Annotated in this window: 14 protein-coding genes and 1 pseudogene; 3 read left to right on the plus strand and 12 right to left on the minus strand. The window is 45.7% G+C overall.

Annotation, left to right across the window (positions count from 1 at the left end):
* Positions 1-65 precede the first annotated feature (65 nt).
* The 6 genes from NF212_RS18380 to NF212_RS18405 all read right to left on the minus strand — a co-directional run bounded on the left by NF212_RS18380 (position 66) and on the right by NF212_RS18405 (position 4,980).
* A complete protein-coding gene (locus NF212_RS18380) occupies positions 66-440 on the minus strand; it encodes a hypothetical protein (protein ID WP_434362166.1) in 375 nt (124 codons plus the stop codon).
* Between the two features lie 191 nt (positions 441-631).
* Positions 632-1,489 (minus strand): glutathione-dependent disulfide-bond oxidoreductase, encoded by an 858-nt coding sequence (gene yghU / locus NF212_RS18385; RefSeq protein ID WP_434363020.1) that lies wholly within the window; start codon positions 1,487-1,489, stop codon positions 632-634.
* A gap of 275 nt (positions 1,490-1,764) precedes the next feature.
* Complete coding sequence (locus NF212_RS18390) at positions 1,765-2,172, minus strand: GFA family protein (protein ID WP_434362168.1); 408 nt, start codon at positions 2,170-2,172, stop codon at positions 1,765-1,767.
* Between the two features lie 212 nt (positions 2,173-2,384).
* Positions 2,385-2,732 carry a DUF805 domain-containing protein gene (locus NF212_RS18395; RefSeq protein ID WP_434362169.1) on the minus strand — a complete coding sequence of 116 codons (348 nt, stop codon included), beginning with the start codon at positions 2,730-2,732 and terminating at the stop codon, positions 2,385-2,387.
* 692 nt (positions 2,733-3,424) lie between these two features.
* Positions 3,425-3,673: a DUF3297 family protein gene (locus NF212_RS18400; RefSeq protein ID WP_054675013.1), complete on the minus strand. Its 249-nt coding sequence runs from the start codon at positions 3,671-3,673 to the stop codon at positions 3,425-3,427.
* Positions 3,674-3,894: 221 nt separating this feature from the next.
* Entirely contained in the window at positions 3,895-4,980 is a 1,086-nt protein-coding gene (locus NF212_RS18405) for an extracellular catalytic domain type 2 short-chain-length polyhydroxyalkanoate depolymerase (RefSeq protein WP_434362171.1), read from the minus strand.
* 735 nt (positions 4,981-5,715) lie between these two features.
* On the opposite strand from NF212_RS18405, the gene NF212_RS18410 reads away from it, so the two are divergent.
* Entirely contained in the window at positions 5,716-6,000 is a 285-nt protein-coding gene (locus tag NF212_RS18410) for a damage-inducible protein J (protein WP_434362173.1), read from the plus strand.
* Complete coding sequence (locus NF212_RS18415) at positions 5,997-6,275, plus strand: type II toxin-antitoxin system RelE/ParE family toxin (protein WP_005398411.1); 279 nt, start codon at positions 5,997-5,999, stop codon at positions 6,273-6,275. The genes NF212_RS18410 and NF212_RS18415 overlap by 4 nt, the downstream gene beginning before the upstream one ends.
* Before the next feature lie 137 nt (positions 6,276-6,412).
* Here NF212_RS18415 and NF212_RS18420 read toward each other — a convergent pair whose 3' ends face one another.
* Both NF212_RS18420 and NF212_RS18425 read right to left on the minus strand, forming a co-directional pair.
* Positions 6,413-7,000: a sugar O-acetyltransferase gene (locus NF212_RS18420; protein WP_434362174.1), complete on the minus strand. Its 588-nt coding sequence runs from the start codon at positions 6,998-7,000 to the stop codon at positions 6,413-6,415.
* Between the two features lie 154 nt (positions 7,001-7,154).
* Positions 7,155-8,021: an FRG domain-containing protein gene (locus NF212_RS18425; protein WP_434362176.1), complete on the minus strand. Its 867-nt coding sequence runs from the start codon at positions 8,019-8,021 to the stop codon at positions 7,155-7,157.
* Between the two features lie 234 nt (positions 8,022-8,255).
* Here NF212_RS18425 and NF212_RS18430 point away from each other — a divergent pair.
* A pseudogene (locus tag NF212_RS18430) lies at positions 8,256-9,228 on the plus strand (integron integrase).
* Positions 9,229-9,465: 237 nt separating this feature from the next.
* On the opposite strand, the gene uhpT reads toward NF212_RS18430, so the two are convergent.
* The 4 genes from uhpT to NF212_RS18450 all read right to left on the minus strand — a co-directional run bounded on the left by uhpT (position 9,466) and on the right by NF212_RS18450 (position 13,715).
* Positions 9,466-10,854 (minus strand): hexose-6-phosphate:phosphate antiporter, encoded by a 1,389-nt coding sequence (gene uhpT / locus NF212_RS18435; protein ID WP_434362177.1) that lies wholly within the window; start codon positions 10,852-10,854, stop codon positions 9,466-9,468.
* A 299-nt stretch (positions 10,855-11,153) separates the two neighbouring features.
* A complete protein-coding gene (locus NF212_RS18440; RefSeq protein WP_434362178.1) occupies positions 11,154-12,728 on the minus strand; it encodes a GMC family oxidoreductase in 1,575 nt (524 codons plus the stop codon).
* A gap of 5 nt (positions 12,729-12,733) precedes the next feature.
* Positions 12,734-13,267, minus strand: a complete 534-nt coding sequence (locus tag NF212_RS18445; protein ID WP_434362179.1) for a hypothetical protein — start codon at positions 13,265-13,267, stop codon at positions 12,734-12,736.
* Positions 13,268-13,319: 52 nt separating this feature from the next.
* Positions 13,320-13,715, minus strand: a complete 396-nt coding sequence (locus NF212_RS18450; RefSeq protein ID WP_434362180.1) for a VOC family protein — start codon at positions 13,713-13,715, stop codon at positions 13,320-13,322.
* Positions 13,716-13,807: the final 92 nt, after the last annotated feature.

Consider the following 13,807-nt stretch of genomic DNA (forward strand, 5'->3'; position numbering starts at 1 on the left):
GAAATGGAAATTCAACCTAAAGACTTTAAGGTTATTATCAGGGATGCCTAGCTTTACAGCAGACTTTATCTGCGTACTCGACAAGCGGTTTGAATATGCTTCAAATTAGCGATGGCTTCATGGATAGAACGGTCAAGTTGGTCTCCGCTCCGAGTATCGCAATAGTGTTTATTGATATGGTAGAAGACATCCAACCCGTTTGGATTGTCAGCTAAGTTACTCTGTTTTTTCACTTCATCCAACATGTCTGTGCCTACCGGTACTGCATGAAAGTGACAGTTAAACCCTTCGGAGAAACCGAGCTTGGAAAATATGACTTTGTATGGAGAGAACGCTTGGAACAACAATCGCTCAACATCAGACAATACCAGTCCGAGCTCACCCAAACTATCTGATCCCAACTCACTTAGCGATGTTGCTTTCTGTTTAGAAGCTACCATCAAATAACCGGGATAAAGAGAATCCAAGCGGTGGTTCACCCGCCAATATTGTGTTTCGAAAACGATAAAGTCCTTGGGAATCATTTTTCGCTGCACTAAAGTCCGTTTCTTGCGTTAAAAGCGCAACAGCAACCCCCGGGGTTTACTCGAAGGTTGCTATTTTGCCGCTGAAAAGCACGCTTGCTTGCGTATTAAGGGCGCTGTTTTAATACCTTATCGATATCTTCCGGGGAATGGCGCTCAGGCAGTTGCTCCCACTCTTCACCGAATGAACGGTTTACAATGCGTCCGCGCTGAACGGCTTCACGCGCTTGTATTTGCTTTGCCCACCGGACAACGTTGGTGTAGGTATGGACTTGCAGAAACTCGGCTGCGTCGTATATCGCCCCAAGAACAAGGTTCCCATACCAAGGCCAAATTGCCATGTCCGCGATGGTGTATTCTTCACCGGCAACATAGGTATTTTTTGCCAGTTGTTTATCCAGGACATCAAGCTGACGCTTTGCTTCCATCGTAAACCGGTTAATCGGGTATTCCTGCTTTTCATCAGCATAGGCATAGAAGTGACCGAAACCGCCGCCTAAAAATGGTGCAGATCCCTGGGCCCAGAATAGCCAGTTCAACGTTTGCGTACGCTCAGGCCCGCTTTTAGGGAGAAACTGCCCAAACTTCTCTGCCAGATGAACGAGGATAGACGCTGACTCAAATACGTTCACAGGTTCATCACCTGATTTATCCACCAGTGCCGGGATTTTAGAATTCGGGTTCACACCCACAAATCCGGACGAAAACTGATCCGACTCACCAATGTTAATCAGGAAGGCGTCATATTCAGCCTCTTTAATCCCCAGTGCCAACAACTCCTCAAGCAAGATCGTCACTTTTTGCCCGTTCGGTGTGGCAAGCGAGTAAAGTTGCAATGCATGTTGCCCGACCGGCAATTCGCGGTCATATCTTGCACCTGACACCGGGCTGTTGATGTTCGCCCACTGGTTACCGCTACTCGGTTCATTTTCCCAGACTTTTGGTGGTATATACTGTTCGCCAATCATGGACTCTCCTTAATAACCAATGCGTTTATACCCAGATCACTCTAGCAGTTGAGCAGGCCATCACTTAAAACAATACGCTCAATGTTGGAAGAAATCGGTATCAATGCATTCTCTGGCGATTCAACAGACGTAACATCATTGCGGTATGAATAGACGGGTCAGGAGGAAGCAGTATGTCATGTGCGCCTTTTTGTGCCTGATTCAGGAACGTCAAACTCAGACACATTAGTGAAACTCGTTTCGAAGTTGTATTCGGTATTTTTCGATAAAATCTAAACCCGGCCCGGTTCATATTTTTCGTAACGGGGCAATTCAGCATCCAGGTCTTCCCAGTTAGCTTTTGACGTCACGAAATTGTGTGAAATAGGTCGCTCAGAAATATCGCTGTCTAATGCACCGAGGCGAAGCCGGTACCTTTCCGGAGATTGGGCGTTGGCACTGTATATGGGAGCACCGCACTTTTTACAAAAATACTTTCTTTTTCCTTCGCTACCCTCGTAAAAAGTAAGGGTATTGTCACTGTCTGTTAAACTGAAATCTTCAGCTTTAATGAACCCATTTGTCGCATAGGTACTCCCACTTGCCTTACGGCACAAAGAGCAGTGGCAATGAATAATATCCGTCACGCCCCCCTTTATAGTGAACTGGATTGAACCGCATAAACAACTGCCCTTGTACATTCGTCCTCCTTGATTGAGTTTCCCCAATTCGCCAAATGCCTCTTACGCTGCACCTACACAAACTTATCTAAGTGAATTTGCAATTTCAATGATTATTTCGAAAGGAAGATTTTCAAGGAAATAGTTAATCGTAGTAATTACTTTGTCGTTGAAAAATATTGGCTACTAAAAGCAGCCAATATTTCAACACTAAAGAACAAAAACTGTATAAATCAAGCGAGCTCTTTAGGGTTAGGGCCAAACTTGTTACTACCTTTTTGGCTATCAAGTACTGTAAAAATAAAATAAACGATTGAGCCAATAAAAGGGATAACACAGATCAATATCCACCAACCTGAACGACCAGTATCATGCAATCGGCGAACTGTCACTGCAAAGCTAGGGATCAAAGTTGCCAGGCAATAAATTATAGCGAGAAGGTAAGTTCCCAGGACGGCATCAAGAACAGAGAGCACAATGATAGCTAATATATTTATTAACAAGAACATAAAATACTCTTTTCGTCTTGCTCGGCCCTTAAGAACTGCATAATTTTTCAATACCTGCAAATACCATTTCATTATATTTACTCTTTTTTATTCTAATTTAATTAATACAAAGTTAAGCCATGCGCAACGCTACAGCCTAGCCAAAGAAATATACGGACATAAAATCGCACGCCACTATTAAGAATGCATCACCGTCATTCACCACTGACCTTTGATGGCTTTGTACAAATGTGACAACAGAATAGTGTTTAGCAAATGCTATATAGTTAGTCTGCGTATACTTCCGTGACAGCGTAACAGAATGGGATTCATTGAGCAAATAGATAATATAAATTCATTCACTGGCATAATTAATATGACTGCCTAGGAAATGCCCAAATGATGTGCCAAAGAATTTATCTAAACGTGCAAATCGTTAAATTAATGAGGCATTTGTAGATAGCAGCGATTGGTTGTTGGTATTGTGAAGTTATTAAATTGAATTTATGTCACTGAAAGTACACATATGAGAATATTTAGAAGTTTCATTCTCTGAGGATCTGCCAAGATTTAGTTATTAGAATCGGTCAGGATATGCAGACGGATGAAATATAAATAACAGCTTAACGAACACTCACCAGAATCCACTTGAAAATACGGTAATTCACTGGTTAGGAGAAATATCACTGAGGGAATAGGGATCAATAAGTAGAAGGTAATTTGGTTACATAATGTATAGAGCTGGTATTACCAGCTCTACAACTACGTAATATTCTAAAGTAATATTACTTATAAAATGCTTCAACTTCGCCTTTAAGCTTGATCAGCATTGGGTTACCCCAGCGATCTTTTGCTTTTGGTGATGCGATCTTCACCCAACCTTCACTGATACAGTATTCTTCAACGTCTGTACGCTCTTTGCCATTCAGGCGAATACCAATTGGGTGTTCAAAACACTCCGCCACGTAATGTGGGCTACGTGGGTTACCAGCCAGGTGATCTGGCAGTTCTGGTTTTGAGATGTTGTCGCTCATACTTATAACCTAGTATCTGATTTTGAGCGGCTATTCTAGGCTACTGAAAACATCAACTCAACCATCAAATCAGGCCTACGGAAATCCGATTTTGAGTCTTGCTTCCAAGATGGATTTAACACCTTGGCTCGCGTTGAAAGCATACTCTGGTACCATAGTTTTTTAGGATATGTGTCCTTAACGCTATGGCAGTTTCTTAGAGCCAGTCCTTATTGCTCCCCTCAGTGTTGCAATGGATTGCTCAAGCGCTCAACCATGCTAAAGATTGCCTTGATTTGAGGCGCGTCTTTGGTGGCGAAATCTGTGGTCCATGTCGATGGGTTGAAATCGCTATAGCCAGGGATTGAGTAACCCCAAAAATCCCAGCAACCCATCGGATTCAGTGGCTCCGTCAATGATGCGTTGACCTGAGGGTAAAGGACGATCAGCCCATTGGTATCTGCAACCTCGTTGTAACCCGCGCCTTTATGAAAGGCACCCTGCACGTATTTGGCAGATTGTCCGCAACCATGAATCGCAACATGTACTGGGCAGCCACCCCGCTCACACTTCTCTGGTATATAAACAAACCCGGTATCCGCCATCGCGGTGAAATTATTTGTAGTGGGCAAAAATTCAGTTTGGTCGAACTCGAGTAACTGACCCGTAATAGTGTCAGAAGGCTCTTTCAACTCACCGTAGATATGTTCCAACAAGCGACTTGCCTGATCGATGTTGCAGTTGTTGATATAAGGTGAGAAGGTGATTTCGCAAAGAGCATTTTCGTTTTTATTGGTGATTACAGCGTGACCTGCGGCAACTGAGGAGTTAAAAAGGATCTGCTTGCCAGGTATACCGATTTCCTTGAAGTAGTTGTAGGTTTCATTAACTACGGATGTCTTCACGATTGGGTCAAGTCTGCCGCTGAACAGATAGATATTTGCACTTCGAATAGAATCTATCGGATCAATCTTGTTCTGCTCTATAAGCTTTTTGGTTTTTTCCACTAGCTTGGACGTGTTTGGTAGTGGCATTCCAAGCGGCGGGTTCATGCAGGTGGTGGTGGAGACTGTTGTCGGTGATACTGGCAGCGAAAGCGAGCACAGATAAGGCCCACCAGCAATTACGCCTGCACCCACCATATGTGATGAGTGAGCCATGAACAACTGGGAGCTCATAAAAGCACCGGATGAAAGACCAGAAACTGACGTCTTATCGATATCAGCGGATACTCTTGGCAATGCTGGTGACTTTGCCAGCGCACAAACAGAAAAATTGATGGTGAGTACCGCAACTACGCAACGTTGCAAACTGATTCGGATCATCATATTCGTCTCCATGACACACTAGTTGTGTCTAAAGCGGTCTGAAAAGATTCGATAGGAGCTATGGGCCAGCGTTCTGTTGTTTAACTAAAAATCAAGAGATTACCCTCGTTAAAGCACTAGCTTCTGGGTAGCATTTGGGTTTGATATCAATTCAGCCACCAAGATCTTCAGTTTCTTAGGGCATGAGTTCTTATAGCTTATTTCTGGGATGCCGTAATACTGTCCTATTTATTCTTCGAGCCAAGAGAACAGATAGTGAAAATAAGCTGTTTCTCAGTTTCTTAAGAAGCCCTGCGGTAGTTGCCGAGACCATTTACCATGAAGTCGGCAACATCCTGAAATTTCCAATCGTCCAGCACTTTACAACCGACTCTCGATTGGTTAAATGCAAAGTAGAATCTAAACCTGAAGATAATTGGAAGAACTCTCATTCGCCTTCTTTTTGAATAGTGCCAGCCTGGGTTAACCGATGAATGTCGTGGGGGACGCCTAGTCTGGCCCTGTTACTTGGTAAGACCGCAGTAAGAGACCCTCAATATGTGTTTGCCGTAAGCAATGACTTAATAGTGGATATGACAAAACGAAGTAGACAGCTTTGTTGTTCGAAAGCATTGGCTGCTTACGCTGCCAAAAGAATGCTATTGCTTATTGACCGGAGAAGGGCTCATATGTGTTAGTTGCCCATCTCAAAGCCCAGTGCTAACATTTGTACACACAACAAAAAAGGAATACATCATGGACACTAGAATTCAATTTCGTGTTGATGAAGAAACAAAACGCCTAGCTCAACAGATGGCTGAGAGCCAAGGTCGCACTCTGAGTGACGCTTGCCGTGAACTTACTGAGCAACTCGCTGAACAACAAAGAAAAACATTATCTCACGATGCATGGCTAACTGAACAAGTAAACCTAGCATTTGAGAAATTTGACTCAGTAAAATCCGTTTTCGTTGAGCACCAAACTGCTAAATCTCGAATGGAAGAGCGCAAAGCCAGAATCCGAAATCGAGGTAAGCAATGATTTTATGGGAAGAAGAGTCTCTTAATGATCGTGAAAAGATCTTCGAGTTTCTCTATGACTTCAACCCTGATGCGGCAGAAAAAACTGACAACCTCATTGAAGCAAAAGTAGAAAACTTGCTTGAACAACCTTTAATGGGTGTACAACGAGATGGTATCCGCGGACGATTGCTCATTATTCCTGAGATTTCGATGATTGTCTCTTACTGGGTCGAGGGCGATATCATCAGAGTTATGCGTGTACTCCACCAGAAACAAAAATTTCCTACGGATTGATTGCATCCTCTGGGGAACTAACGCCGCATTAAGGTGTGAGCAACGCTGCCACGAAACCCAACCATACCACCGTAAACACAAATCCCAACGATGGAATGAAAAATGCCAAGCGTTGGGAATCACTCTTAAATGCTTTGTTAGGTGCGTGTTTCCGCCTGAGCTGCATTAATATCTTCTTTCACGACTCTCGCAGGATTACCTACAACAACCGTATTCTCTGGTACATCCTTAGTCACTACGCTTCCTGCACCAACAACAGCTCCGTAGCCAATGCTAACACCAGGTAAAACTACCACATTGGCTCCAATCCAGACTTTATCAGCAATTGCTATTGGTTTCGCAAATTCTTCATAGGTATATCGTGTTTCTGCGTCGAGCGGGTGACCCGCCGTACATAGAGTCACATTCGGCCCTATCATTACATAGTCACCAATAGTGACTTTACCGCAATCTAAAATGACACCATTGGTATTCATATAGAAGTTTTTGCCAACTTCAATGTTGTAGCCGTAATCACAGAAAAACTGTCCATTTAATAGGGTTGTTTCGTCTGAACGACCAAAGAGGCTTTGTATAAGAGCATTCTTTTCTTCAGCTTCAAAACACGAGCTAATTTGATGACACAATTTAGCTGCTTTAAGCCTATCTTCAGGCAAACCTTCTGAATCTGGGTTATACAATTCCCCACTGATGTGACTCTTTTCTCTGTTACTCAATGCTTCCATTTATATACCTAAATTGTTGTAGAACGCCCAGAGCACCTAACTTTTGAATAACGGGCGTTTACTAACCCAAACTTATTTAGACGCCTAAATCACAGCCTTTCTATGGAAAAATGCGCCACGAGTAAACGTCCCTGTTTATTCGCTTGTTATAACACTAACTTTCAATTGCCATAGCATTGATACTATCTTGTACGGCCTTACCTGCACCATCAGCGCTAGGGTAAATTGTTGCACCGTTAAAGCCTGCTTTGATACATAAACGGTATAGGTTTTTCGCCTCAGATACCGGTATTGTAAGTTTCAGTAATGGAGTATCTGGTAACTGAGTGAATTCTTTTTCTAGCCCGTGAATCTCGAAATCCTGTTTACGCCCACCAGTATGCGGATGGACAGTGAAAAGTCCTGATTGAGCTGACAAATGATGTGAGGTACTTCCAGGAACCTGAGCTAATTTCAAGTTTGGGTACGAGCCTGAACGTTCGGTATTTAAAACCCATATTGCTAGCTTAGTGTCAGTATTCCAACATTTGTGCCTAGCCATTGCTGATGAGACAGCGAAGTAAACTGCCACATACGGTTGTCGAGTCCAATCAAGTAAACGAGTTGGAACCCCATGATGTTGAGCGAGTGCCATTAACTCTAATAATGCAGGGTTTGGCCAAGATTGCGGGTCTATATAATACTTGTCTTGGACTTCCGAGCTCAGTGTATCCTGACGAAATTGCATAGAATCATTAGGGACTCGTACTCCAATGTTGTCACAGTACTCTGCAAAAATTTCTAGTAACCGCACTTCCGTGAATACCTGCTCGTCAGCTTTACTTCTATTGCCCATAAACCTTAGTAGCGGGTTATCATTTTCGTTGCGTAACAATGACGGAACTAGAGACCAGGATGCATCAGCTTGGCCACGGTATATCAAATTGCATGGTGCACTAAAAAATGACTTAGTTGGGCTCAACGCATCCCATAACTCATTTGCTGTACCAAAATTGATTTCCCTGAATGCTGGAAATTCCAAAGTTGTCTCCTGTGTTATAACAATTTAATAGAAGGCGTCACGCACGATTTTCTACCTTCGTTTTGTCGTATAGTTTCGTGACATTGTAACACCAATGTCGTATTTATGCTTATTTATCATAAAGATAATTACATTCACCTTCGGAGTGATTTCACGTTTTCGTGCATACGCCTGATAGTCTCCCCAAAAATTACTATACGATAATATCTGTATATAAAAACAGTGGTTATCGCTATGTCCTCACCTTATCTGGAATACATCCGGGAATTCATGTACACCCGACGCTATGTAAAGCGGACGGTCGACGTGTACCTTTATTGGATTAAGTTCTTTATCATCTACAGCGGAAAACGCCACCCATCGGATATGGGTGATAAAGAGGTTGAGGCGTTTTTAACATATCTGGCTAACGAAAGATCACTTGCGGTAAAAAGTCAGGCAACAGCATTGAATGCGTTGAGTTTCTTGTATCGCTAAATAGTTCGCTCTCCCTTGAGTCTGGATCTTAAATTCAATAAATCCAAGAGATCATAAAAAACTTCCGGTTGTACTAACCCGTCAGGAGGTAAGCGATTTACTGCTGGCGATGGAACCCAGATACAAACTACAAACACAGATTCTGTATGGCAGTGGATTGCGGGTGGCTGAATTGCTGAGGCTTCGGGTTCAGGATATCGACTTCGACTATTTTTCTCTGACAATATGGAACGGCAAGGGTGGAAAACACCGCCGGGTGACACTCGCTAAAGAACTCGTACCGGCTCTACAGCAGCAAATCTCGGTCGTGGAGTCCTATCATAAACAAGACCTTACAAATGGAGACTATGCGGGAGTTTGGCTTCCCGATGCGCTATCTCGAAAGTATCCGGTAGCACCTAGAGAGCTTGGGTGGCATTTCCTTTTCCCATCAAACGTATTGTCCAAAGATCCTGCAAATGGCTGTATTCGTCGGCACCATATTGATGCTGCAACACTAAGGCGTGCTATTCAGAGGGGCGCGTCCAGAGCTTGTATTACTAAACACGTTTCCTGTCATACACTCAGGCATTCATTTGCAACACATTTACTGGAGGCTGGAGTTGATATAAGAACAGTACAGGAACAACTGGGACATTCAGATGTGAAAACCACTCAAATCTACACGCACGTCTTACAACAGGGAGCAAACGGGGTGATAAGCCCGCTATCGAGGCTTAGACACCGATAAATTGGCAGGCTACCGCCGCTGGTTTACAGCGCCCAACCGGCATCAAATCATCTGATTTTTCGTGCAATTTACCATTTTGCTCAGACATTGTTTAGAGAAATGTTTCCTCATTTGATTCACGCCTGTTTGATTAAGAGTGACCTTAAAATTAGGGTTGTGAACCAAGTAGTGGATATATTACAAACACAAAAAAACGGCTCACTAAGAGCCGTTTCACATTGCGTTCGGTTTCGCTGATTAAGCAGCTTGTGCTTTCAGGCGCTTGTTGTGGCGGATCTTGCGCTCTTCTGCAATGGCAACCAGGAACAGCAGGCCGGCACAAACTACAGCAGAAATATCCAGTGCTGCGAAGGTACCTGCCCAGCCGGTCAGGCCAAAGATAGGTGTACCGTCGGCAATCATACCCAGACCCAGTTTGGCGAAACTGTCACCAATCAGGTAAGCGAAGGTACCTTTGATACCGTCTGCCACACTGATGGCTTTCTTAGGTACGAAGCCGGTAGCTGCAACACCGATAAGCAGTTGAGGGCCAAATACAAGGAAGCCCAGTACGAACAGTGAACCCAGGAACACATATTCGTTAGTTGCGTGTTGGTACGCACCCAGTGCAAACACGATACCAATAAGGGCAACACAGGCAACCAAAGAGCGGCGGCCGTTCACAAGGTCAGACAGCCAACCCCACAGCAGAGTACCGGTCAGGGCACCCACTTCGAACAGGGTGAAGCCTGAGATTGCTACATCTTTTGACAGGTTCAGCTCTTTATAGGCATACACGGTTGACCACTGATCAATACCGATACGTACGATGTACAGGAAGATGTTGGCAAAACACAGCAGCCAGATAACTTTGTTCTTCAGTACGTATTCAACGAAAATCTCACGTTTGGTCATTTCGTTTTCTTCCGCACCGCGGTCCTCTTCACTGGCTTCTTCGCCGAACAGCTCTTCTGCCGTACCCAGGCCATAAGCTTCAGGGGAGTCACTGCCGTAACGCAGGCCGATGAAGCCCACAATCAGCGCGATAATTGAAGGGAACACGAACATGCCCACAACGTGGCCGTCGAAGAGGTAGTCTGCACCGAACAGAGCGACACCCGCAGCACCTGCACCACCTACGTTGTGAGACAGGTTCCACATACCCAGGTAAGTACCGCGGCGTGAACGTGGGGTCCACTTGGTGATGGTGGAATAACTTGAAGGGCCACCGGTACTCTGGAAGAAACCGCTCAGGCCGTAGAAAGCAATCATCATGTACAGGCTTGCACCGCCCGCACCCATAGATGCACTGAAGCCCAGCATACAAAGCGCTGAGAGGATCAGCATAAATGGCAGGAACTGTTTGGTGTTCTTTCCATCAGCAAAGTAAGACACGACAGTCTTACCAATACCATAAGTGATAGAGAAGCCAAGACCGATAAGACCCAGATCTGTCATGGACAGGCCGTAGGTATCAATCATGTCGTTCTGGGCAACGTTAAAGTTCTTACGGATCAGATACATGGTCATGTAGCCGATAAATACAACCAGGTATGATTGCATAAATGGCTTGAACCACATCTTGCGACGCTCTTCAACCGGCAGGTCAAGCGTTGGCTTTCTGACCTGATTCAGAAAGTTCAGCATGGTGTTTCCTTTTGATAATTCAGATTTCGGAGCGGAAACGGCAATCCCCAGAATCAGAGAAACGGGAAACACTGCCCTCCTGAGTATTCAGGCAAGCAGCGAAAACGAGCCGGAGGTTGTCTCTCCGCGATGGCATGCATTCTATGAAGGGAAGGGGCAGCTGGCTTGAGAGCATGGACTAGGAAAACTAGGAAAATTTCCTAGTTTGATTCTGAAGGCAAAAATTGTGTGACGTTCATCACTTTTCAGCAGTACAGAAAGCGAACATAAAAAACCCGGCCGAAACCGGGATTAGCATGCTAGATTGCCTGTTTACTTAATGACTCGGCTATGTAATCCGCCTGCCGGATAGCCAAAGCAACTATCGTCAGCGTCGGGTTTTCAGCGGCACCTGTGGTAAACACACTTCCATCTGACACAAACAGGTTGTCGATGTCATGGGATTGCCCCCACTGGTTCACCACACCATCCTGCGCTTTCGCACTCATTCTGTTGGTACCAAGGTTATGGGTGGACGGATACGGTACGACAGTGTGAATTTTGGTTGCACCAACTGCATCGTAAACCGCACTGCCTTGCTGGTAAGCATGGTTTCGCATTGCTACATCATTGGGGTGGTCATCATAGTGAACATTAGGAACCGGTAAGCCAAACTTGTCTTTCACATCACTGTTCAGTGTTATCCGGTTCGATGCTCTTGGCATGTCCTCACCCACGATCCACATACCCGCCATGCGCTCATAACCTTCCATGTCTTTGGCAAAGTCCTGCCCCCAGGCACCAGGGCGAAGGAATGCCGCCATAAACGGCAGGCCAAGCGACAGCGTTTCCATCTCATAGCCTCCCACGAAACCACGGGACGGATCGTGCCGGGCTTCATCCATGATTATCCCGGCCATGGTGGTTCCCCGGTACATGTTCACCGGATTTTCGAATTCAGCGTAAACTGAGCCGGTGACATGGCGCATATAATTGCGCCCGACCTGGCCGGAACTGTTCGCCAGTCCATCCGGGAACATGTTTGATGCAGAGTTCAGTAAAATGCGTGGGCTTTCGATAGAGTTACCAGCCAGACATACTACCCTCGCCTTCTGGTGCTTTTCGTTTCCGTCAGCATCGACATAAAGCACGCCGTCAACTTTACCGGCTGCATTGTGGGTGATTTTCAGTACGTGGCTGCCGGGGCGAAGTTCGAAGTGCCCGGTTGCCTCGGCTTTGGGGATCTCCGTATACAGCGTTGACCACTTGGCACCCATACGGCACCCCTGGAAGCAAAAACCCAATTGCTGACAGGCTGCCCGTCCATCCCGGGGTTGTGAGTTTATTGCCATCCGCCCGGTATGCACTTTCTTGTACCCCAGTTTGGTCGCCCCGGCTTGTAACACTTTGAAGTTGTTGTTACCCGGCAGACCCGGAATATCATGGGTCCGGGTGACACCCATCTTGTCCTCTGCCTTGTCGTAATAAGGTTCAAGGTCAGCAAGGGTGATTGGCCAGTCAAGCAACGTGGCATCTTTTACTTCGCCGTACTCAGACCGCGCCCGGAACTCATGATCCTGGAAGCGAAGGCTGGCTCCGGCCCAGTGAAGGGTTGAACCACCAACAGTTTTACATATCCAGGCAGGCAGGCCGGGGAAATCCCTTGCCACCTCCCAAGAGCCAGATGTCGTCCGGGGATCAAGCCAGGCCTCTTTACCGAACATCTTCCATTCGTTGTTCTCAAAATCCTTCTGGTAATCAAGGCGGGAACCGGCTTCAAGGCAGACAACATCTACCCCTTTCTGCGCCAGTTCATTGCTCAGGGTGCCGCCGCCGGCACCGGAGCCAATAACTACCACCACATTGCTGTCGGAAAGATCAAATTGCTTCGCCATGCTCATTACCCCTTATCAGAAACCGGCAACCATTCGATATCATCAAAACCTCGGTTGATGTAGCCTCCCTTTTCAAAGGAGGGCCCTTCATAGCCAAACTCTGACCAGATGGCTGGGTTGTCATAGAACGAAACAACCATATTTCCACGGATCGCCTGGAAAAATGCGTCCGATTCCACACCTTGCAGTAATGCAACCTGCTTTTGTGAACTGGCTTTATCCCAAGCACCACCAGCCGACGCCTGTAATGCGGCGATTCCCTTTGTAATGGCGGCGTTAAGTTCCGGGTTCTGTGCAGCCTGTGCATCGATACTTTCCACACTGGCGGCATAAAACAAATCATCCAGTTTTGGATGGGGGTAAATACTTCGGCAAACCTGAAGCAGCCCATTGGCTGTGTCGCTGTCGAGGGTATTGACCGTCAGCGCCCAGGTTTTACCGGACAGGGAGATACCAGCCACCGCATAGGCATAAGCTGCAGTAGCTGTGAGCATTCCCATTTTCAGGATGGTTCTTCGTGAGTACGTAGAGTTTGTCATCTTTCATTCCTCGCTTTCCAGTGTCCTGCTTTCTGGTGGCGTGGCGCTTCTTCTATTGGAAGCGTCCAAACCGCTCAAGGAACTCAATTTTGTATCCATCAGGATCAGTCAGGAAAAAGAACTTTGCCATTGCCTGTCCCTTATAAGACATGGCTTTCATGTCGGTCGGGTTCAGGTTTGCGCGGTTTAATTTCCGGTGAACATCTGCAAGATCATCCACACATACAGCAAGGTGCCCATAACCCGAACCGTGAGTGTACGGTTCTTCCTGGTCGTGGTTGTGTGTCAGCTCCAACTCGAAGTCATTCTCACGATTTCGAAGGTATATCAGGGAAAACCCGTCAAAATCGAATCGCTCGGCAACATCAAGATCAAGAGCCGTCTTGTAGAAATCGATGGATATATCCGGATCCAATACCCGGATCATTGAATGGATGAGCTTGGTCATAAGCGCCTCCGTTCGTTATTGAGTGAATCCACTATAACGGGAGGCCTATGCTCTGGGGTGGTATCATGCTACCGCATGTGAAATTTTTGTTA

Source organism: Parasalinivibrio latis (assembly GCF_036825535.1).
In the GTDB taxonomy this organism is placed as follows: domain Bacteria; phylum Pseudomonadota; class Gammaproteobacteria; order Enterobacterales; family Vibrionaceae; genus Parasalinivibrio; species Parasalinivibrio latis.